General features: G+C 71.5%; 19 protein-coding genes. 7 read left to right on the top strand and 12 right to left on the bottom strand.

The window, feature by feature from the left end; all coding sequences use genetic code 11:
* Nucleotides 1-53: 53 nt before the first annotated feature.
* Nucleotides 54-719 (bottom strand): LysE family transporter, encoded by a 666-nt coding sequence (locus tag AC067Z_RS25920; protein WP_478791995.1) that lies wholly within the window; start codon nucleotides 717-719, stop codon nucleotides 54-56.
* 69 nt (nucleotides 720-788) lie between these two features.
* On the opposite strand from AC067Z_RS25920, the gene AC067Z_RS25915 reads away from it, so the two are divergent.
* Entirely contained in the window at nucleotides 789-1,229 is a 441-nt protein-coding gene (locus tag AC067Z_RS25915) for an Lrp/AsnC family transcriptional regulator (RefSeq protein ID WP_478791994.1), read from the top strand.
* Here AC067Z_RS25915 and AC067Z_RS25910 read toward each other — a convergent pair.
* From AC067Z_RS25910 to AC067Z_RS25900, 3 genes are all read right to left on the bottom strand, one after another.
* Nucleotides 1,207-2,793: a GAF domain-containing protein gene (locus AC067Z_RS25910; protein ID WP_478791993.1), complete on the bottom strand. Its 1,587-nt coding sequence runs from the start codon at nucleotides 2,791-2,793 to the stop codon at nucleotides 1,207-1,209. The genes AC067Z_RS25915 and AC067Z_RS25910 overlap by 23 nt on opposite strands.
* A gap of 4 nt (nucleotides 2,794-2,797) precedes the next feature.
* Entirely contained in the window at nucleotides 2,798-3,898 is a 1,101-nt protein-coding gene (locus tag AC067Z_RS25905; protein WP_478791992.1) for a rod shape-determining protein, read from the bottom strand.
* Nucleotides 3,899-4,147: 249 nt separating this feature from the next.
* Nucleotides 4,148-4,720 carry a hypothetical protein gene (locus tag AC067Z_RS25900; protein WP_478791991.1) on the bottom strand — a complete coding sequence of 191 codons (573 nt, stop codon included), beginning with the start codon at nucleotides 4,718-4,720 and terminating at the stop codon, nucleotides 4,148-4,150.
* 130 nt (nucleotides 4,721-4,850) lie between these two features.
* Between AC067Z_RS25900 and AC067Z_RS25895 the strand changes: the two genes are divergently transcribed.
* Nucleotides 4,851-5,588: an SCO2400 family protein gene (locus AC067Z_RS25895; protein WP_478791990.1), complete on the top strand. Its 738-nt coding sequence runs from the start codon at nucleotides 4,851-4,853 to the stop codon at nucleotides 5,586-5,588.
* Between the two features lie 48 nt (nucleotides 5,589-5,636).
* Here the strand turns inward: AC067Z_RS25895 and AC067Z_RS25890 are convergent, their stop codons facing one another.
* Nucleotides 5,637-6,077: a MarR family winged helix-turn-helix transcriptional regulator gene (locus AC067Z_RS25890; RefSeq protein WP_478791989.1), complete on the bottom strand. Its 441-nt coding sequence runs from the start codon at nucleotides 6,075-6,077 to the stop codon at nucleotides 5,637-5,639.
* Between the two features lie 90 nt (nucleotides 6,078-6,167).
* Here AC067Z_RS25890 and AC067Z_RS25885 point away from each other — a divergent pair, with 90 nt between their 5' ends.
* Entirely contained in the window at nucleotides 6,168-7,184 is a 1,017-nt protein-coding gene (locus AC067Z_RS25885; RefSeq protein WP_478791988.1) for an NADP-dependent oxidoreductase, read from the top strand.
* Nucleotides 7,185-7,262: 78 nt separating this feature from the next.
* Nucleotides 7,263-7,685 carry an organic hydroperoxide resistance protein gene (locus AC067Z_RS25880; RefSeq protein ID WP_478791987.1) on the top strand — a complete coding sequence of 141 codons (423 nt, stop codon included), beginning with the start codon at nucleotides 7,263-7,265 and terminating at the stop codon, nucleotides 7,683-7,685.
* A gap of 60 nt (nucleotides 7,686-7,745) precedes the next feature.
* Here AC067Z_RS25880 and AC067Z_RS25875 read toward each other — a convergent pair whose 3' ends face one another.
* The gene (locus AC067Z_RS25875) at nucleotides 7,746-10,289 is read right to left on the bottom strand and encodes a M14 family zinc carboxypeptidase (RefSeq protein ID WP_478791986.1); all 2,544 of its coding nucleotides are present in this window, start codon (nucleotides 10,287-10,289) and stop codon (nucleotides 7,746-7,748) included.
* Nucleotides 10,290-10,405: 116 nt separating this feature from the next.
* On the opposite strand from AC067Z_RS25875, the gene AC067Z_RS25870 reads away from it, so the two are divergent.
* Nucleotides 10,406-11,341 carry an EI24 domain-containing protein gene (locus AC067Z_RS25870; protein WP_478791985.1) on the top strand — a complete coding sequence of 312 codons (936 nt, stop codon included), beginning with the start codon at nucleotides 10,406-10,408 and terminating at the stop codon, nucleotides 11,339-11,341.
* Nucleotides 11,342-11,363: 22 nt separating this feature from the next.
* Here the strand turns inward: AC067Z_RS25870 and AC067Z_RS25865 are convergent, their stop codons facing one another.
* Entirely contained in the window at nucleotides 11,364-12,086 is a 723-nt protein-coding gene (locus AC067Z_RS25865) for a carbon-nitrogen hydrolase family protein (RefSeq protein ID WP_478791984.1), read from the bottom strand.
* Nucleotides 12,087-12,167: 81 nt separating this feature from the next.
* On the opposite strand from AC067Z_RS25865, the gene AC067Z_RS25860 reads away from it, so the two are divergent.
* A complete protein-coding gene (locus tag AC067Z_RS25860; protein ID WP_478791983.1) occupies nucleotides 12,168-12,785 on the top strand; it encodes a LysE family translocator in 618 nt (205 codons plus the stop codon).
* 7 nt (nucleotides 12,786-12,792) lie between these two features.
* Here the strand turns inward: AC067Z_RS25860 and AC067Z_RS25855 are convergent, their stop codons facing one another.
* The gene (locus AC067Z_RS25855; protein WP_478791982.1) at nucleotides 12,793-14,049 is read right to left on the bottom strand and encodes a pyroglutamyl-peptidase I; all 1,257 of its coding nucleotides are present in this window, start codon (nucleotides 14,047-14,049) and stop codon (nucleotides 12,793-12,795) included.
* 129 nt (nucleotides 14,050-14,178) lie between these two features.
* Nucleotides 14,179-15,108: an SGNH/GDSL hydrolase family protein gene (locus tag AC067Z_RS25850; protein WP_478791981.1), complete on the bottom strand. Its 930-nt coding sequence runs from the start codon at nucleotides 15,106-15,108 to the stop codon at nucleotides 14,179-14,181.
* A 271-nt stretch (nucleotides 15,109-15,379) separates the two neighbouring features.
* Between AC067Z_RS25850 and AC067Z_RS25845 the strand changes: the two genes are divergently transcribed.
* Nucleotides 15,380-15,874 (top strand): DUF3145 domain-containing protein, encoded by a 495-nt coding sequence (locus AC067Z_RS25845; protein WP_478791980.1) that lies wholly within the window; start codon nucleotides 15,380-15,382, stop codon nucleotides 15,872-15,874.
* A gap of 111 nt (nucleotides 15,875-15,985) precedes the next feature.
* Here the strand turns inward: AC067Z_RS25845 and AC067Z_RS25840 are convergent, their stop codons facing one another.
* From AC067Z_RS25840 to AC067Z_RS25830, 3 genes are all read right to left on the bottom strand, one after another.
* Nucleotides 15,986-17,248, bottom strand: coding sequence for a beta-ketoacyl-[acyl-carrier-protein] synthase family protein (locus AC067Z_RS25840; protein ID WP_478791979.1), 1,263 nt, complete (start codon nucleotides 17,246-17,248; stop codon nucleotides 15,986-15,988).
* A gap of 85 nt (nucleotides 17,249-17,333) precedes the next feature.
* Nucleotides 17,334-17,588 (bottom strand): acyl carrier protein, encoded by a 255-nt coding sequence (locus AC067Z_RS25835; RefSeq protein WP_478791978.1) that lies wholly within the window; start codon nucleotides 17,586-17,588, stop codon nucleotides 17,334-17,336.
* A gap of 65 nt (nucleotides 17,589-17,653) precedes the next feature.
* A complete protein-coding gene (locus tag AC067Z_RS25830; protein WP_478791977.1) occupies nucleotides 17,654-18,685 on the bottom strand; it encodes a beta-ketoacyl-ACP synthase 3 in 1,032 nt (343 codons plus the stop codon).
* Nucleotides 18,686-18,694 lie beyond the last annotated feature (9 nt).

Below are 18,694 nucleotides of genomic sequence, written 5' to 3'. Positions count from 1 at the left end.
CAAGGGCCTGACCGGGTACGCGGCGCGCGGAACTGCTCCGTACGGGCGGCGGTTCAGGGCAGCGGAAGGGCAATCTTCACGGCGTAGACGGCGACGAGTCCGTACCCGATCCGGAACGTCCACGCGCGGGCGTGCTCGGAGATCCTGGCCCCGGCGAATCCGCTGACCGCCACCAGCAACTGCTGCCAGGCGAGGGAGGCGGCGAGGACACCCCCGACGAAGACGGCGCCGGCCGCCCCGCCGCGCAGCGCGTCCCCCTGGGCGGTGGTGAGGGCGGCGAAGTAGAGGGCGGTGGTCGGGTTCACGAGGGTGAGCGCGGCGAACCGGACGAACACCGCGGTCGGGCGCGGGCGCGCCGCGGTCGTGAGCCGCCCCGCCGCGGGCTCCGGCTCCGGCGCGTCCGCCGGAGCGGTGGCGGTCGCGCGCTCGCGCATCGACGACCACAGGCCGTGCGCCGCGATCGCTGCCAGGACCAGCGCCGACACGAGCCGCACCCATGCCTCCACCCCGGACAGGGCCGACGCCACCACCGGGCCGAGAGCGGTGGCCACCGCCGCGTACGCCATGTCGACCGTGGCCACCGCCGCGGCGGCGGCCACCGCGGTGCGGCGGCTGCGCATCGCCTCCTGGACGAGCAGCACGCCGATCGCTCCCACCGGTACCGCCACGCCCAGGCCCGCCACCGCTCCGGCGGCCGCCGTCGTCCAGATCTCCGTCATGCGCACACCGTCATGGATCGCTCCGTGCTCCCGCGGCCGCATTACGGCGCCGACTGCGACAATCGCGGAATGGACCGCATCGACAGTGAGATCCTCGGCGTGCTGCGGGAGGATGCGCGGATCTCCTACCGCGATCTCGGTGTCCGCGTCGGCCTCAGCGCCAACGCCGCCGCCGACCGTGTGCGCCGGATGCTCCGTGACGGCGTCATCCGCGGCTTCACCACGCTCGTGGACCCGACGGCCGGCCCCCGTCCCGGCCTCGTCGTCTTCATCGACATCACGCTGCGGCTCGACACCACGAACGAGGAGTTCGAACGGGTCGTGCTCAAGCTGCCGGGCATCACCGAGGTCGTCCATGTCACGGGTGCGTACGACTATCTCGTCCGGGCCAGGGCGGCCGACCCGGCGGAGCTGGACGCGTTGCTGCGCACCCTCAAACGCGAGGCCGGCGTCGCCCAGTCCAGCACCCGCATCGCCCTGCGCGACGCTATCGGGGGGACTCCCAGGTGACGGTGGTGCTCCGTTCGCCGTCCTCCCGCAGGCCGTCGTCCCTGACCCGCAGCCGCACTCCGTCCCGACCGTCCGGCAGGATCACGTTCGCGTCGATGTCCACATCGATCCCCGCCACGCCCGGGCGCCGGTGCGCTGCGGCCAGCGCGCCGCGCAGCGCCGCCAGCAGCCGCTCGTCCACCGGTTCGCGCACGAGCGAGTCGACGGCACCGCTGAAGTGCACGGACGGCGGGAAGCCCAGCAGTACCGCCGCCCCGCGGGTCTCGCGCAACACCCGGCCGCGGAACGTCGTCGGTGCCTCGGCCGGCGGCTGCTGCAGCGCGAAGATCGCCGTCCGCACCTCCTGAATCGTCGAGTCCAGCTCGTCGACCGCCCGGCCCAGCAGCTCGTCGTTCTCGTCGGCCGCGGCCCGGCGGCGCGTGGACTCCAGCATCATCTCGGTGGCGAACAGCCGCTGGACGACGAGGTCGTGCAGATCGCGGGCGATCCGGTCGCGGTCCTCGTAGACGGCGATCTGCTCCCGGTTGTGCTGGGCGTCGGCGAGCACCAGCGCGAGCGCGGCCTGCGAGGCGAACTGCGAGGCCAGCAGCCGTTCGAGGGCGGTGTAGGGGCGGCCGTGCCGGTGCCGCGGGAGGGCGAGCGTGCCGATCAGCCGGCCGCCGCTCTGCAGCGGCAGCATCATCGACGGCCCGAACCGGCTGCGCACATGCGTTGTCATCCGCGGGTCGCTCGCCGAGTCCTCGATGAACACCGGCTGACCGCCGAGGAGTTGCACGAGCACCGGCGAGCCCGGGGCGATCGTCGTGCCGACGAGGTCCCCGGGGTCGTCCTCCGTGGACGCGGCGACGATCTCCATGCCGCCCTCCTCGGTGGGCTGCAGCACCACGCCCGCCGCCGCGCCGGCGAGAACCCGGGCCCGCTCGGCAACGGCCACCAGCGCATCGTCCGCGCTGCCCTCGGAGAGCAGCGCGGTGGTGACGGCCGCGGCGCCCTCGATCCAGCGCTCCCGCTGGCGGGCCGTCTCGTACAGCCGTGCGTTGCCGATCGCGATACCCGCCTGCGAGGCGAGGACCCGCAGCAGCGCCAGGTCCTCGTCGGTGAACGGCCCACCGCGTTTCTCGGTGAGATACAGATTGCCGAACACCTCGGTGCGGACCCGGATGGGGACACCGAGGAAGGACCGCATCCGCGGATGCTCGTCGGGTACGCCGCACGAGCGCGGATCGGCTGTCAGGTCGTCCAGCAGCAGCGGTTCCGGATGGTGGACGAGTTCGCCGATGAGACCTCTCCCACCAGTCGGCAACCGCCCGATCCGCTCCCGCTCCTCGTCGCTCATCCCGGCCGTGAACAGCTCGGTGATCCGGCCGCGCTCGGGATCGACCACACCGAGTGCGGCGTAGCGCGCCCCGGTCAGTCCGGATGCGGTGTCGACGATGTGCTGGAGGGTGGCGTGCAGTTCGAGGTCGATGCCGACGCCGACGACGGCCTCCAGCAGCGCGGCGAGCGTCGGCGGCGGCTGCACGCCGGGCAGCTGGGGCCCGGTCTCCGGCGCACCGGAGGCCATCGGGTCATCGGCCGAGGTCGGAGTCGGCAAGGATGTCGTTGCCGGCGCCGGGACGGGTCTCGGGCATCGTCTCCGCCAGCGGGTCGAGCACCATCGGCCGGATCTTGCCGTCCAGCATGGCGCCGAGTCCGAGGATCGTGCAGGTGTCGGGCCGCTCGGCGATCTGCACCGGCATCCCCGTCGCGTCGCGCAGCATCTGGTCCAGCCCCGGCAGCAGCGCGCTGCCGCCGACCATCATGATGCCGCGGTCGACGAGATCGGCGACCAGATCGGGCGGGCAGACCCGCAGCACCTTGCCGATGCCGTCGAGCACCGAGGTCAGCGGCGTGTGGATGGCGTCCCGTACGGCGGCGGTGTCGACGCGCACCGAGCGGGCCAGGCCGGTGGCCACGTCCCGGCCGTGGATCTCCGTGGACTCCGGGCCCTGGGCGGTGAGGCCGTTGCCGCTCAGCGCGAGCTGCAGGGGGCGTACGGACTGGCTCGGCAGCAGGAGCTCGTGCCGGTGGCGCAGGTGCTGGATCACTGCGTAGTCGATGGCGTTGCCGCCCACCGGGATGCGTTCGGCGGTGACGATCGAGCCGAGGGAGAGAACCGCGATCTGGGTGGTCGCCGCACCGCACACCATGATCATGGTGGCGGTGGGCTGCTCGACCGGCAGCCCGCAGCCGACCGCCGCGGCGATCAGGGTGTCCACGAGTTCGACCCGGCGTGCGCCGAGCCCGACCAGGGTCTCCACGGTGGCGCGCTGGGCGAGTGGGTCGCTGTCGTGCGGTGTGCTGGCCGCGGCCCGCAGCCGCGGCTTGCGGCGCAGCTGGCGCCGCAGCTTCTCGCCGAGCAGATGGCGCAGCATCCGCTGTGCCATCTCGATGTCGACGACGGTGCCGCCCGAGACGGGCCGGGCGACGCGGATGTAGCCGGGTGTGCGTCCCGTCATCTTCTCGGCGAGCGCGCCGACCGCGATCAGCGCGCCGGTCCGGGTGTTCACGGCGGCGACGCTCGGCTCGTCGACGACGAGTCCGGCGCCCTTCACGAAGACCCGGGTCCGCGCGGCCCCCAGGTCGACGGCAACGTGGCAACGGCGCAACTGCTCCAGGCTGACGGTCACGGCAGATCCTCCCGAGTGCGGTACTTGTTCGCATCGTCCGATCGCAATGGCGCGTGCGCGCGCTGGGCTGAGCCGGTCGGGGGTACCTACCTGACGCACCGCCAGATTCCGCCGGGGCAAAGCGTCCTGCGCAGGGGAGGGTCGGGCATGCGGCCCGTGCGGCCCTTAGGGGAGGGGCCGGCGGCGTGTCAGTCCGTCGGGAGGTCGGGCATGCGGCCCGTGCGGCCCCTTCGGGCAGGTGGGCGGCTGTCAGTCCGTGGGGCCGTGGACCAGGCGTTGCAGCAGGCCCCAGGTGAACTCCGCGACGCACTCCTTGCCGCCGGGCGGGGTGAACGCCAGCTGCCACCTGGTCGGTGCCGAACCCTCCATCGGCCGCGCGGGCGGGAACGCCCTCGCCACCTCGTCCACCGTGCACGACCAGGGCAGCAGATCCTCCGCCGTACGCAACGCGGGGCCAGGTGCGCCCGGGGCGCGGACCAGCCACTCGTTCCACACGGCGCCGCCCTTCGCGGCCAGCACCTCGAAGCGGAGGTCCGGCCAGAGGGGGACCGGCCACAGCAGCGCCTCGCAGGTGAGGTCGCCGATGCGCCGGGGCTCGACCGACTCGGGCTCGCCGAGCGCGGAGCGGTAGCGGGCCAGTGCGCCGCGGGCACGGGGTGAGCGCAGGCCCGCCTGCCAGCGCCGGTTCGCCTCCCGCATCTGCGCGAGGGAGGCGCCCAGTTGGCGGCGGGCGTCGTCGACGAGCTCCGGCTGGTGGTCGGCCATCCGCCGCAGCAGCACCAGCTGGAAGTCGAGCGGTCCGAACGGGGCGTTGACACTCATGCCCGACATCCTGCCCCCGCTCTTCGTCAACACATGCGAGCGGGCTCGCCGCGGAAGTGAAGATTCCACACAAGATCCTCACAGGCCGAGCCACCGCTCGTACCCCGGCGCCGCATAATCTCCGGTTGCCATGGATTACTGCCACCCGTGCGGACGGCACCTCAACGGCGCCCTGGCCTGTGCCGGGTGCGGTACCCCTGTCGAGGAACTCCGCCGCCACGCCACCACCGCGCCCGCCGCGCAACACGTCTACGAACTGGACGTGGAGCCCGAGCCTGCGCGGCCCGGGCCGCGCGCGTCGCGCCGCCAGGCGCAAACCCGCCGCAAGCCCGCGTCCTCGGGCCGCCGGGGGCGCAAACGGCGTGGGCGCAAGGTGGTCATCGGTACGTTCGGCCTGGTGCTGGCCGCGGGCGCGCTGAGTCTCGCGGAGCTCGCGACCGAGGGGTCGGGCGGTGACGGTGCGGCCACCTCCGTGAAGGAGAGGGCCGTCGCCGAGACGGAGAGCATCGAACCCTCCGCATCCCAGGAAGCGCCGGACGGTCCGGAGGAAGTGCGGGAATCGGCCGTGACGTCGTCCGGCTCGCCGGGGCCCGCGAAGAGCGCGTCCGGAACCGGGAAGGCCACGGCCGGTGGCGGTGACGGAAAGGGTGAGGGAGGCGCGAAGGCCTCCGAGCCGTCCGCCTCCGCGTCCGACGGTGGCGGGGCGTCCCCGTCGGCCACGGGCGACCCCGATGACCCGGAGCCCTCGACGAGCGGGGAGCCGCCGGCCGGCTCGGACGGTCCGCCGCCCCCGCCGCAGCCCGCCCCGCCGCCTCCGGAGCCGACACCCACGCCCACCTGTGACCGTTTCCTGTGGTGGTGCATCTGACGCGGTGCGCGGCGGCCGACGGGACCCCGAAGGGCTACTAAAGGGCTACTAGCGGGCGTCCGGCTGCTCGCCCAGCATCCGCCGGAGCAGGTCCCGCAGTGCGGTGCGCTCCTCGGTCGACAGCTCGGCCAGCGGTTCGCGTGCGAAGTCCAGTGAGCTGCGCAGCCGCCCTGCCGTGTCCCGGCCCTTCTCCGTGGGTGCGGCCAGCTTCACCCTGCGGTCGTTCGGGTCGGGGCGGCGCTCCACCAGGCCGCGCGACTCCAGCCGGTCGACGATCCCCGTGATGTTCGACGGCTCGCACTTCAGCTTCTGGGCGACGCGGCGCATGGGCATCGGCTCCAGCGACAGCAGCCCCAGCACCCGGGCCTGGGCTCCGGTGAGGGAGTGCTTGGCCGCGGCCTGCTCGTACTCGTCGTAGTAGCGGGCCACGACGGATCCGATGAGTTCGACGACTTCGACGGTCAGAGGGTCTGTTCCTTGGGTGGCCATGCTCCTCAGGATACCCAATTACTTGACAACATGAAATATCGAGGTGCATGGTTGTTTCAGTTAGTGAAGCATTCTTAGGAGGTACGCACCATGTCCGCTCTCCCCGCGTCCGGCCGTGAATGGCACCTTGTGGCCCGTCCGCACGGCTGGCCCAAGGCCGAGGACTTCGCCCTGCGCGAGGCCGCGATCACCGAGCCGGGCGAAGGGCGCGTCCTCGTCCGCAACCTCCACTTCTCGGTCGACCCGTACATGCGCGGCCGGATGAACGACGTGAAGTCGTACACCCCGCCCTTCAAGCTGGACCACCCCATGGACGGCGGCGCGGTCGGCGAGGTCATCGCGTCGAACGCCGAGGGCTTCGAGGTCGGCGACCACGTGCTGCACGGCCTCGGCTGGCGCGAGTACGCGAACCTTCCCGCCCAGCACGCGATCAAGGTCGACGCGAAGCTCGCCCCGCTCTCCGCCTACCTGGGCGTCCTCGGCATGACCGGCCTCACCGCCTACGCGGGCCTGTTCGACGTCGCGTCCTTCAAGGAGGGCGACACGGTCTTCGTCTCCGGCGCGGCCGGAGCCGTCGGCAGCCAGGTCGGCCAGATGGCCCGTATCAAGGGCGCCTCGCGCGTCATCGGCTCCGCCGGCTCCGCCGAGAAGGTCAAGCTCCTCGTCGAGGAGTACGGCTTCGACGCGGCGTTCAACTACAAGGACGGCCCCGTCGCGCAGCAGCTGAAGGAGGCCGCCCCCGACGGTATCGACGTCTACTTCGACAACGTCGGCGGCGAGCACCTGGAGGCCGCGATCTCCTCGTTCAACGTCGGCGGCCGCGCCACCATCTGCGGCATGATCGCTCAGTACAACAACACCGAGCCGACCCCCGGCCCGCGCAACCTCGCCATGATCATCGGCAAGCGCCTGCGCCTGCAGGGCATGCTCGTGAACGACCACTCCGCGCTCCAGCCGCAGTTCGTCCAGGACGTCGCCGGCTGGATCGCCTCGGGCGAGCTCAAGTACAACGAGACCGTGGTCGAGGGCATCGAGAACGGCTACGAGGCCTTCGCCGGACTCATGCGCGGCGAGAACACCGGAAAGATGATCGTTTCTCTCGTCTGACGGGTCACCCGTTAGTCTCTTCTCCAGCCGTCGCGATCGTGGGCGCGAGTCGCGGCGAACCAGCAGGAGGAAGACTCCATGTCCATCCAGCAGACCGACGTGCTCTACACCGCCATCGCCACCGCCGAGAACGGGCGTGACGGGCGCGTCGCGACCGACGACGGCACGCTCGACGTCGTCGTCAACCCGCCGAAGGCGATGGGCGGCAGCGGCGCCGGCACCAACCCGGAGCAGCTGTTCGCCGCCGGCTACAGCGCCTGCTTCCAGGGTGCGCTCGGCGTCGTCGCCCGCCAGGAGAAGGCCGACATCACCGGCTCGACGGTCACCGCCGAGGTCGGCATCGGCAAGAACGACGACGGCTTCGGCATCATCGTCAAGATCTCCGCGAGCATTCCGAACGTGGACGCCGCCACCGCCAAGGACCTCCTGGAGAAGGCCCACCAGGTCTGCCCCTACTCCAAGGCGACCCGCGGCAACATCACGGTGGACCTCGCCGTCTGACCGGACAGGCACACAGGAGGGCCGCACCCGTTCACGGGTGCGGCCCTCCTCGTCCGTGCCTCAGCCGGCCAGCAGCGCACGGCCGATCTGCGCGAACACACCCTTCGGATGCGCCCGGAACAGCGGCTCCGTACCGAACAGCACCACAGGCGCGCCCGCGTCCGACGTGCCCGAGACGACCGCGGACCGGCCCGCCGCATCCTGTGGACCGCCCGTGCCGTCCTCGGCCGCCCGCCAGTGGCCGGACACCAGCGGGTTCCCGGCGGCGTACGACTGCTCCGCCCGCACGCCGCTGCCGAGGCCGGTGAACCAGTGGGGCGAGTACACGAACGTGTGCGCCGGTGCGCCGCCCGTGATCGCGCCGCCCGCGTTGGTCACCCGCACCACACCGTTGGCGTCGCCGTTGCCCGCGACCGCCGTCACCTCCAGCAGCCCCGCCGCCCGGTTGAACGCCGCGCCCTGCGCGCCGAGGCCGACCACGCCGACTCCGCTCGCGCCGAACGCCGCACGGGCCGCGGGCGTCAGCTGCCCGTAGGCCAGACCGGACGACACGTACAGCACATCCGCCGCCGACCAGTCGAAGCCCGCGTTGAGCACCGCCGTCGACACCGGCAGCACGTCGAAGCCCATCTCCCGCAGCGCGAACAGCTCGCCCGGGGTGACGGCCGCGGCGACCCGGGTGCGATGCAGCTCCGCCCCGCCCCGCTCCTTCGTCGGGTGGAAGGCGACCCCGAGCCGGTCGGCGAGCACCTTCGCCGCGGCGCGCGCCGACCCCGGCACCACCGCCGAGCCTTCCGCGCCGCGCCGCGCCTTCACCCCCTGCGCCAGCAGGGAATTGAGGGCCGCGACCTCCTTCGGGTCGTCGAGACGCAGCAGCAGATCGCCGTAGGGGGCGACACGTCCGGTGGGCGACGCGGCATGGACCGTACGGGAGGGCACCCGCGGCACGTCCGACACCGCCTTGTCGACGCTCGCGCCCCACAGCAGACCGAGGCTCCACCCCGAGATGTCGTACATCGTGGACACGTCGGCGCTGATGTCCCGGCCCTCGGCGAGGATCACATTGGCCAGACCGCGCTTGGGCTGATGCATGTCGACGAAGTAGGAGCCGGCCGCGTACGAACGGCCCGCCAGCCGAAAGCCCCGAAGCGCCCGCTCGACCCGCACGTCATTGGCGACCAGATGGTCCACCAGCCGGCCTGCCGAGACCGCGGACCTCTGGGAGCGTCCCGCCGGGATCACGTACGCCCGCGGGAACGTGGTCGTGTAGACGTCCTCCGGACCGATGCCCGGCACCCCCGGCACCGTCTCCTCGGACACCGGCCGCTGCGACTCGCCCGCCGCACCCCTGCGGAACGTCTCGATCTGGTCCGCGATCACCGAGGTGCGGTGTGCCTGCGTGTAGGCGAGCGTCGCCCGCATCGCCGCGCCCGCGATGTCCGTGTTGATCGCGGACCGGCGCCGCAGCTCCGACTCCGGCAGGCCGGTGTAGTCGCTCCCGTTGACCCGCATCGGGAACTCGATGGTGTGCGAGGCCACCGCCCCCTGGAACGGCATGTACTGCGGGGTGAAGATCGGCGGCCAGTCGTCCCAGCCCTCCTTCTCGTCCCGGAACGGGATCACCGCCGGCCGCACCCCGTCCTTGTCGGCCGTGTAGCCGAGTTCGTTGACGGCCTTCTCCATGCCCAGCGCATTGGCGTACGCGTTCTTCAGAAAGAGGTCGTACTCGTAGTTCTCGCCGTGCGGCGGGGTCGTCGGCTCGATCAGAGTGCCGTTGACGTACCCGTGCAGATCCAGCATCACGGCCGGCTGCTTGTGGATCGCGATCCGGCGGATGGCCCGGGCCTCGGGCTGGGTGGCGGTGATGAAGTCCCGGTTCAGGTCGAAACCGTTGGCGTTGGCGCGGGTGCCCGCGATCCGGCCGTCCGGGTTGGCGGTCACATTCAGGTAGATCCGGTTCTTCGCCAGCAGCCCGGCGGTCCGCGCGTCCTTGGCCTTCGCCAGCTCCTCGATGAGCTTCAGCGCGGCGTCCGTGCCCTCCCACTCGTTGCCGTGGATGTTGTTGTTGATGAACACGGGCGTCTTGTAGGACGACGCGATACGCCGGTCCCGGGCCGCGGCAGCGGGGGCGTTCTCGATCCGCTCGCGCATCCGCTCCTGCTCACGCGCCTGCCCCGCGCTCTCCGGCGCGGTCACGGTGACCAGGTACAGCTCGTGCCCGCCGGCCGAATGTCCCGCGACCTCGACGCTGACCCGGTTGCCCAGCCGCTGGAGGGCATTGAGCCGTGGCGCGAGCGAGTGGTAGGGGGCGAGACCCAGCTTGATGGACTTGTCGGCCGGGTTCTCCGGTGGGACGTCGAGCACGGTCCTGCGCGGATAGCCGCCGGACGTCGCAAGGGCGGGGGCGGTGTCGCGCAGCGCCTGGGCGGCTGCCGACGGGGGTGTCTTCGCCGCACCCGGGTCGCGCGCGGCGCCCTCCCGTAAGGGGCGCGGAAGCGGCTCGTCCCGGCCAGGGGCCGCGGTGGCGGCGGGCGGGACGAGCAGGGCGCCCGCGAGAGCGGCCGCGAGCATGCCGGTGATCAGAACGGGTCGGGGTGATCCCATGCGGTACGGACCTTTCGACTGCCGGATGGATGCCGCAACAATGCGTGCACGATCAGTACGCAGGGTCTACCGGTTCGGCCACCGAACAACAAGAGCCACACCGATAGGCTGTGCGTATGCGTGATTTCGGGGTGGGCTTCGGCTACTTGATGAAGGGCCAGCGCTGGGTCGGCAGCCACGGCCGCTGGTTCGGCTTCGGGCTGCTGCCCGGACTGGTGACCCTCGTGCTGTACGCGGCCGCATTGTTCGGCCTGGCCAACGGCGCCGACAGCCTGGCCGGGTGGGCGACACCGTTCGCCGACGACTGGTCCTCGCCGTGGCAGGGCCTCATCCGCGGCACCCTGACCGCGCTCGTCTTCGCCTTCGGTCTCTTCCTCGCCGTCATCACGTTCACGGCCGTGACACTCCTGGTCGGCCAGCCCTTCTACGAGTCGCTGTCGGAACAGGTCGACCGCAGCGAGGGCGGCGACGTCCCCGAGTCGGGACTGCCCCTGTGGCGGGAACTGTGGATCTCGGCCCGCGACTCTCTGCGGGTGCTGCTGCGGGTGGCGCTCTTCGGAGTGCTGCTCTTCGCCTGCGGCTTCATCCCCGTCGTCGGCCAGACCGTCGTTCCTGCGCTCGGCTTCTGCGTCTCGGGCTTCTTCCTCACCCAGGAGCTCGCCGCCGTCGCGCTGCAGCGGCGCGGCATCGAACTGAAGGAGCGGCTGGCACTGTTGCGCGGCCGGCGGCTGATGGTCCTCGGGTTCGGTGTGCCGCTGACGCTGACGTTCCTCGTCCCGTTCGTCGCCGTCCTCCTGATGCCGGGTGCGGTGGCGGGTGCGACGCTGATGGCGCGCGACCTGGTGGCACCGCCGGCCGACGACGACAACGGCACGGCACCGGGCAGCCCGGCCGCCCCGGCCCCGGTGGTGTGGCCGGCCGCGGGCCAGGGCCCGGACGCGGCGCCGACCCAGGTGTCGTGGCCCTCGCCGGGCCAGGGCCCGGCCGCCGGTCCCGGCCAGGGCCCGTACCCGTCGTCCGGCCAGGCACCGAACGGCCTCCGCAAGCGTTAGGCCCTGTCCGGGCGGAGTGGGCCTAAGCCCCGACCGGCAGATCCACGAGCGCCAGGCCCGGGGCGTCCGGGCCCGCGTCGACGAGCAGCTCTCCGTCCGGGCCCCAGGCCCCACTGCCGCCGCGGCACTCGCCCGCATCGCCGTGGCCCACCTGATTGGCGAGCAGCACGTACAGGCCGTTGTCACGTGCCCGTACCGGATACACCTTCTCGAACGAGTCGTTGTCCACATCGAGCACCGAACTCGCCACGTACACCGCGCACCCGTCGGTCTTCGCCCGCGCGGCGAGCTCAGGGAAGCGGTTGTCGTAGCAGGTCGCGACCGAGAACCGGACGCCGTCGAGTGTGAAGCGGCCGTCCGCGGTGCCTGCCGTGAAGATGTCCAGTTCCTCACCGTGCAGGTGCGCCTTGTCGTAACGGGCAAGCAGCCCGCCGTCCGGTCCGATCACCAGCGCCGTGATCGCGGGCCGGTCACCCGATGTGCGCCCGGCGCAGCCGATCAGCGCCGCGGTCGATGTCGTGCGGCAAGCCTCCCGTACCGGCTCCAGCCGGGGATCGTCCTCGGCCAGCCACTGCCCCGGGTCGTCGGCGATCGGCCCCAACGCATAGCCGTTGGCGGCCAGTTCGCAGAACACCACCAGCCGGGCCCCCTGCGCGGCCGCGTCCCGGATCAGGCCCGCCATGCTGCGGACGTTGGCTGTGATGTCGCCGGGCGAGGTGAGGAACTGTCCTGCCGCCACCTTCATCGGTGATCCCCCTGTCTCACGATGCGGGAGATGCTCCCGGACCGGTTGATCGTTCGTGCGCCGCTCGTCGACCATCACCCTATGACCGAAGTGATCGCAGTGGCCGTCATCACCGTCCTCGCCGTCATCAGCCCCGGCGCCGACTTCGCCATGGTCGTACGCAACAGCTGCCTGTACGGCCGTACGACCGGCGTGTTCGCCGCCGCCGGCGTCGCGGCCGGTGTGCTGGTGCACGTCACGTACACGATGCTCGGAGTCGGGCTGCTGATCGCCTCGTCCACCGAACTGTTCACCGCCATCAAGATCGCGGGCGCCGTCTATCTCGTGTACATCGGCTTCCGGACCTTCACCGCCCGCACCGAGATCACCGTCGATGTCGAGCAGGGCGGGCGCACCCAGGGGCTGACGCCGCTGGGTGCGCTGCGCGGTGGCTTCCTCACCAATGTGCTCAACCCGAAGACCACCCTGTTCGTGGTGTCCACCTTCACGCAGGTCGTCGGCCCGGAGACCGCGGCCTGGCAGCAGGCGGGCTACGGCCTGTTCATGTCGGTGGCACACCTCGGCTGGTTCGGGCTCGTGGCGGTGTTCTTCTCCCAGGCGCGGCTGCGCGCGGCCCTGCTCCGCCGCCAGCGCGCCCTCAACCGCGCGATCGGCTCCGTGCTGGTCGGTCTCGGCGTGACGCTGGGCGTCGCCCGCTGACCCCCTGTCAGCCGGTGTGCTCCGCCGCCACCGTGATGATCGCGCGCACCTGCGCGATGATGTCGAGCCGGTTGCGTACGAACTCGGGGTCGGTGACCTCCGTCGTGTTCCCCGCCCCGAACTGCAGTACCGGCGTGTGCACATGGCCGCCGGGGATCGTGAGCCCCAGCCGGTCGCGCAGCAGCGTGGCGCGGTAGGCGATCTCGTTCGACAGATAGTCGCCGCCGCCGCCCGCCCGCGCGGTCGAGCCGTCGGTCGGCCCGCCGGGCCGGACCACGGGCGCGTCGCCGCCCGCCGGGATCTCAGTCACCTGCGTGTTGTCGAACACCGGGAAACACCCGGTCGTGGCCGCCGTGATCGCCGCGTACGGCAGCGTCGTCGTCGTCCACTGCGGCTGCGACGCCGGGTCCTCGACCGGGACGGTCTCCGTGCGCGAGACGTTGTCGTTGTCCCCGAACCCACCCCGCCAGGCGCCGTTGTACCTCTCGATGTCGATACGCCCGACGCGGCCCTGGCTCACCGTCGTGAACAGATCCGCCTTCGGCAGCTGCGGGCGCAGCGTCCGCTCCACCGAGCCGTCGGCGAAGTCCCCCCAGCGCACCGGGAAGACCGCCGTCTCGATCCGGGCCGGTCCGTCTGCCGTCCGGATCCAGGTGCCGTCCAGCGCCAGCGCGGTCGCGCCGGACGGGTTGCTGATCCGGATGTCCCGGTCGAGGGTGAACGGGTCGAAGCCGGTCATCACGATGCGCTTGACGCCCTGCCCGGCAGGGAGGTTCATCGAGTCCTGGCCGCGCGAGGCGCGTTCGAGCCGGTCCAGCAGCCGTGCACGCTGCTCGTCGCTCAGCCCGAACGCGGGCTGCCACTGCCGCAGCCCGGCCGTCATCCCCAGCCGCGCCCAGTACAGCGGACGGTCGTCGTCCCGGCTCAGATCCCCGCGCGCCGGCCCGCGCCCCTGGGCCCGGTCCACTGCCCGCTCCCACAGGGCGGAACCGTGCCGCGCCACGGCCCGCTCGGCCTGCCGGTACGAGTGCGCGCCGGCGAGCGCCCGGCCGAACCCCGGTGCCACGGTGTCGAATCCGCTGCGCCGCAGGATCTCCTGCGGAACGGCCCGCTCCAGCCGCTGCTCCTCGACGGTGAGCGGCTGCACCTCCACGGACCGCGCGGCGGACTGCGCGGCGAGGGCCGGCGACGAGGTCAGGGTGAGAGCGGCGGAGGCGAGCAGGGCGACGCCGAGCACGTCCAGGCGGGCGCGTATCCGGGACACGGGAATCCTTCCGTCGGGTGGCGGAAGTATCTCCGTCCCCCGGCCGTCACGGCTACCACGCATGAGGGCACGGCAGCCGGTTTCGGTGAAAGATCCGTGCCCTGCGGTCAGCGGCCCGCCCGGACCGGCTCAGGAAGCGCCGCGCGCCGGCGCCTCGGCAGCCGTGACGTTGCGGTACGCGATCTCTGCGAGCCGCTGCTGCCCGTCCCTGCTGGGATGGAACCAGTCCCAGCGGCTCAACTGCTCGCCGCTGAACCGGAAGTCGAACACCGCGCCTCCGTCGTAGCGACAGCGATCGTCCTTCGCGCAGACCTCCTGCATCACCCTGTTGTACGCGACGACCCGCTGCTGCACCGTGTCGCGGCGCTGCTCGGCGCGGGCGCTCACATCCTCCGCGTCGCCCAGCATGGAGGTGCAGATCCCGAACTTCCAGATCTGCCTGCCGAGCGGGTCGCCGCGGCCGGCTGCCCACAGCCGCTTGAGGTCCGGCACGCTCGACACGTACACCTGCGCTTTGGGCGCGTCCTTGCGCAGCCGCGCCATCGACTCCTCGAACGACGACCGGAACGTGTCGACCGGTGTCATCCGCTCCACTGTGTCCGCGCACGCGTCGTTCGCGCCGACCATCACCGTGACCAGATCCGGTTTGTGCGCCGCCGCTCCCGCCATCTGCTCGGGCAGGTCGGCGACATCGGCGCCGGAGCGGGCGAGGTTCCAGCTGCGGGCAGCGGCCCCGGCCTTGCCGAACAGGCGCAGCGCGAGACTGTTGACCACGGGATCGGTGCCGGTGGCCCAGGAGACCTCCGGGCAGTCCGCGAGGACTCCGCAGGCGTCGAAACCGCGTGTGATCGAGTCGCCGACGGCTGCGAGCGACCCGGGAGTGCGGTCCCAGACGGGCGTGGGGCTGGGGCTCGGTGACGGCCGGGCGGCCTGCCGGCGCGGTGTGTCGTGCGGTGACGAGCTGTCACATGCCGCCAGCCCGGCGGCCGACAGGGCGGCGATCGTGACGGCGGCCACCCCTGCCACGAGCGGGCGGTGCGTCCTCGCGCGCTGCCGCATCCCCGAAATCCCCTCCATTGCCCCGACCTGGACCCGGCGGCCGACTCCTGCCGAGTGAAACCTTCGTGCGTACGGGCCTGGGAGCGACAGTACGTCACCCCTGGGCCGCCCTTGCACGGTAACTTTTTCTCCGTCGACCCAGAGGCTCCCCGCCCATCGGCGCCAGTAAATTACATCACGTCACATACTGTCCCTTTTGCGGAGTTCTGCTCCTGATGCTGTTTACTGAGGCCGCTGGGAAGGCGAACCTCGTCCCACACTGGAGGTCCCGGTGACGACACGTGGCGTTCTGTACGTTCACTCCGCACCGCGCGCGCTGTGCCCGCACGTCGAATGGGCGATCGCGGGGGTGCTCGGGGTGCGGGTCCAGCTCGACTGGGTCCGCCAGCCCGCATCGCCCGGCACCTGGAGAGCCGAATTCTCCTGGCGCGGCGAGGCCGGAACGGCCTCCAAGCTGGCCTCCGCGCTGCGCGGCTGGCATCTGCTGCGCTTCGAAGTGACGGCGGAGCCGTGTGCGACGGCGGAGGGCGAACGCTACAGCGCGACCCCGGAGCTGGGCATCTATCACGCGGTGACGGGCATCCACGGCGACATCCTGATCCCCGAGGACCGCCTGCGGGCGGCGCTCGCGCGGTCGTCGCAGGGCGAGACGGAACTCGAGGCGGAGATCGCGAAGCTGCTGGGAAAGCCGTGGGACGACGAACTGGAGCCGTTCCGCTACGCGGGTGAGGGCGCGCCGGTGCGGTGGCTCCACCAGGTGGTGTGACGTTGCCGGGGGCAGGGCCCCACCCACGGCTGTCAGGCCGTGACGCAGGACGGGAAGAGAACGGACAAGGCCCGCACCCCATCAGGGGCGCGGGCCTTGTCCGTAAAAAGATCACACGGTGCGGAACGCCAGCACCACGTTGTGGCCGCCGAAGCCGAACGAGTTGTTGATCGCCGCGATCGACCCCTCGGGCAGCGCCCGCGGCTCGTCGCGGACCACGTCCGCGTCCACCGCCTCGTCGAGGTCGTCGACGTTGATCGTCGGCGGTGCCGTGCGGTGGTGCAGCGCGAGCACCGTCGCCACCGTCTCGATGCCGCCCGCGCCGCCCAGCAGATGACCCGTCATCGACTTCGTCGCAGAGACCGCGACATGGTCCAGGTCGTCGCCCAGTACGGAGCGCAGCGCCTTGATCTCCGCGACGTCACCCTGCGGCGTCGACGTCGCGTGTGCGTTGAGGTGGACGACCTCGGACGGCTTGAGGTCCGTGGCCTCCAGCAGGTTCCGCAGCGCGGCGGCGATACCGCGGCCGGTCGGCTCCGGCTGCGCGATGTGGTGGCTGTCCGCGGACAGGCCCTGGCCCAGTGCCTCGCAGTAGACCTTCGCGCCGCGCGCGGCGGCGTGCTCGGCCGACTCCAGGATCACGACGCCCGCGCCCTCGCCGAGGACGAAGCCGTCACGGGCCGTGTCGTACGGGCGCGAGGCCTTCGTCGGCTCGTCGTTGCTCTTGGACATCGCCATCATGTTGGCGAACGCCGCGATGGGCAGCGGGTGGATCGCCGCCTCGGTGCCGCCCGCGACGACCACATCGGCACGGCCGGTGCGGATCATCTCGACGGCGTAGCCGATCGCCTCGGCGCCCGACGCGCACGCCGAGACCGGGGTGTGCACGCCCGCCTGGGCGTTCACCTCCAGGCCGACGTTGGCGGAGGGGCCGTTCGGCATCAGCATGGGGACGGTGTGCGGCGAGACACGACGAACGCCCTTGTCCTTCAGCACGTCGTACTGGTCGAGCAGAGTCGTTACGCCGCCGATGCCGGAGGCGATCACGGTGCCCAGACGGGCCGGGGCCACGCCCTCGTCCTCGCCGGCGGGGGCGGTGAAGCCGGCGTCGGCCCACGCCTCGCGGGCGGCGATGACGGCGAACTGGGCCGACCGGTCCAGCTTGCGGGCCAGCGGCCTCGGCAGAACGTCACCCGGATCGACCGCTGCGGTCGCGGCGATGCGTACGGGAAGTTCGGCGTAGCGCTCGCCCTCCAGGGGCTTCACGCCGGATCGCCCGGCGAGCAGGCCCTCCCAGGTCGAAGCGCTGTCGCCACCCAACGGTGTGGTTGCGCCGATACCGGTGACGACCACGGTGCGATTGGTCGAGTTCACAGGAATTCTTTCTCCACGTTCAAGGGATGCTGAATTGTCACGGCGCCACCGCCGGGTGGCGATCAGCGCGTTCGAACCGGGACGGTTACTTGCCGACCTGGTGGTTGGCGATGTACGCCGCGGCGTCGCCGACCGTCTTCAGGTTCTTGACGTCCTCGTCCGGGATCTTGACGTCGAAACGCTCTTCGGCGGCGACGACGACCTCGACCATGGACAGCGAGTCGACGTCCAGGTCGTCGGTGAAGGACTTGTCCAGCTGGACGTCCTCGGTCGGGATCCCGGCGATCTCGTTGACGATCTCGGCGAGACCTTCGACGATCTCTTCCTGCGTGGCGGCCATGTTGGCGCTCCTTCGGTGTGTATCTGAGGGTGGGGCTGCAATCGTCCGGAAGATCCGTACGGTGCCTAGGGGAGGGTAACGACCGTCGCGGCGTAGACGAGACCCGCCCCGAAGCCGATGACGAGCGCGGTGTCGCCGCTCTTCGCCTGTCCGGTCGCCAGAAGCCGCTCCATGGCGAGCGGGATCGAGGCGGCCGAGGTGTTGCCGGTGGTCTCCACATCACGGGCGACCGTGACATGCTCCGGCAGCTTCAGCGTCTTCACCATCGAGTCGATGATCCGCATATTGGCCTGGTGCGGGATGAAGACGTCCAGGTCGGCCGCCGCGATGCCGGCCGCGTCGAGCGCCTGCTGGGCGACCTTCGCCATCTCGAAGACGGCCCAGCGGAACACCGCCTGGCCCTCCTGCGTGATGGCGGGGAACTTGACCTCGCCCTGCTCGTTGAGCGGCAGCTTCGAGACATCGCCGAGGTGGAAGTCGTTCCACGGAACCGTCTGCTTGATGGTCTCGGACTTGTCGCCCTCCGAGCCCCAGACGGTGGGACCGATGTGCGGCTCGTCGGACGGGCCGACGACGACCGCGCCCGCTCCGTCGCCGAACAGGAAGGCCGTCGCACGGTCCTCCAGGTCGGTGAGGTCGCTCAGCCGCTCCACACCGATGACGAGCACGTACTCCGCCGAACCCTCGACGACCAGGCCCTTGGCGAGCGTCAGACCGTAGCCGAAGCCCGCGCAGCCGGCGGAGATGTCGAACGCGGCCGGCTTGCCCGCGCCGACCTTGTCGGCGATCTCGGTGGCCACGGCCGGGGTCTGCTTGAAGTGCGAGACGGTGGAGACGATCACGGCACCGATCTGCTCCGCGGCGATCCCCGCGTCGGCGAGCGCCTTCCCGGAGGCCTCGACCGACATCGCGGTCACGGTCTCCTCGGGGGAGGCCCAGTGGCGGGTCGCGATACCGGAGCGGGAGCGGATCCACTCGTCGGACGAGTCGATCTTCTCGAGGATCACCTCGTTGGGCACGACCCGGATGGGGCGGTAGCCGCCGACGCCCATGATGCGTGCGTACGGTGCGCCCTTGCTGGGCTTGATCTTCGCCATCCTCTACGG

This window comes from Streptomyces sp. NPDC043812 (genome assembly GCF_056436245.1).
This window is presented reverse-complemented; position numbering and strand designations above follow the sequence as displayed.

Coding starts and splice junctions, on each gene's coding strand:
- AC067Z_RS25900 (WP_478791991.1), bottom strand. CDS start 4,720: ATGAGTGTCAACGCCCCGTTCGGACCGCTCGACTTCCAGCTGGTGCTG.
- AC067Z_RS25830 (WP_478791977.1), bottom strand. CDS start 18,685: ATGGCGAAGATCAAGCCCAGCAAGGGCGCACCGTACGCACGCATCATG.
- AC067Z_RS25910 (WP_478791993.1), bottom strand. CDS start 2,793: ATGGCCTCCGGTGCGCCGGAGACCGGGCCCCAGCTGCCCGGCGTGCAG.
- AC067Z_RS25885 (WP_478791988.1), top strand. CDS start 6,168: ATGTCCGCTCTCCCCGCGTCCGGCCGTGAATGGCACCTTGTGGCCCGT.
- AC067Z_RS25865 (WP_478791984.1), bottom strand. CDS start 12,086: ATGAAGGTGGCGGCAGGACAGTTCCTCACCTCGCCCGGCGACATCACA.
- AC067Z_RS25870 (WP_478791985.1), top strand. CDS start 10,406: ATGCGTGATTTCGGGGTGGGCTTCGGCTACTTGATGAAGGGCCAGCGC.
- AC067Z_RS25875 (WP_478791986.1), bottom strand. CDS start 10,289: ATGGGATCACCCCGACCCGTTCTGATCACCGGCATGCTCGCGGCCGCT.
- AC067Z_RS25915 (WP_478791994.1), top strand. CDS start 789: ATGGACCGCATCGACAGTGAGATCCTCGGCGTGCTGCGGGAGGATGCG.
- AC067Z_RS25860 (WP_478791983.1), top strand. CDS start 12,168: ATGACCGAAGTGATCGCAGTGGCCGTCATCACCGTCCTCGCCGTCATC.
- AC067Z_RS25890 (WP_478791989.1), bottom strand. CDS start 6,077: ATGGCCACCCAAGGAACAGACCCTCTGACCGTCGAAGTCGTCGAACTC.
- AC067Z_RS25850 (WP_478791981.1), bottom strand. CDS start 15,108: ATGCGGCAGCGCGCGAGGACGCACCGCCCGCTCGTGGCAGGGGTGGCC.
- AC067Z_RS25920 (WP_478791995.1), bottom strand. CDS start 719: ATGACGGAGATCTGGACGACGGCGGCCGCCGGAGCGGTGGCGGGCCTG.
- AC067Z_RS25895 (WP_478791990.1), top strand. CDS start 4,851: ATGGATTACTGCCACCCGTGCGGACGGCACCTCAACGGCGCCCTGGCC.
- AC067Z_RS25835 (WP_478791978.1), bottom strand. CDS start 17,588: ATGGCCGCCACGCAGGAAGAGATCGTCGAAGGTCTCGCCGAGATCGTC.
- AC067Z_RS25880 (WP_478791987.1), top strand. CDS start 7,263: ATGTCCATCCAGCAGACCGACGTGCTCTACACCGCCATCGCCACCGCC.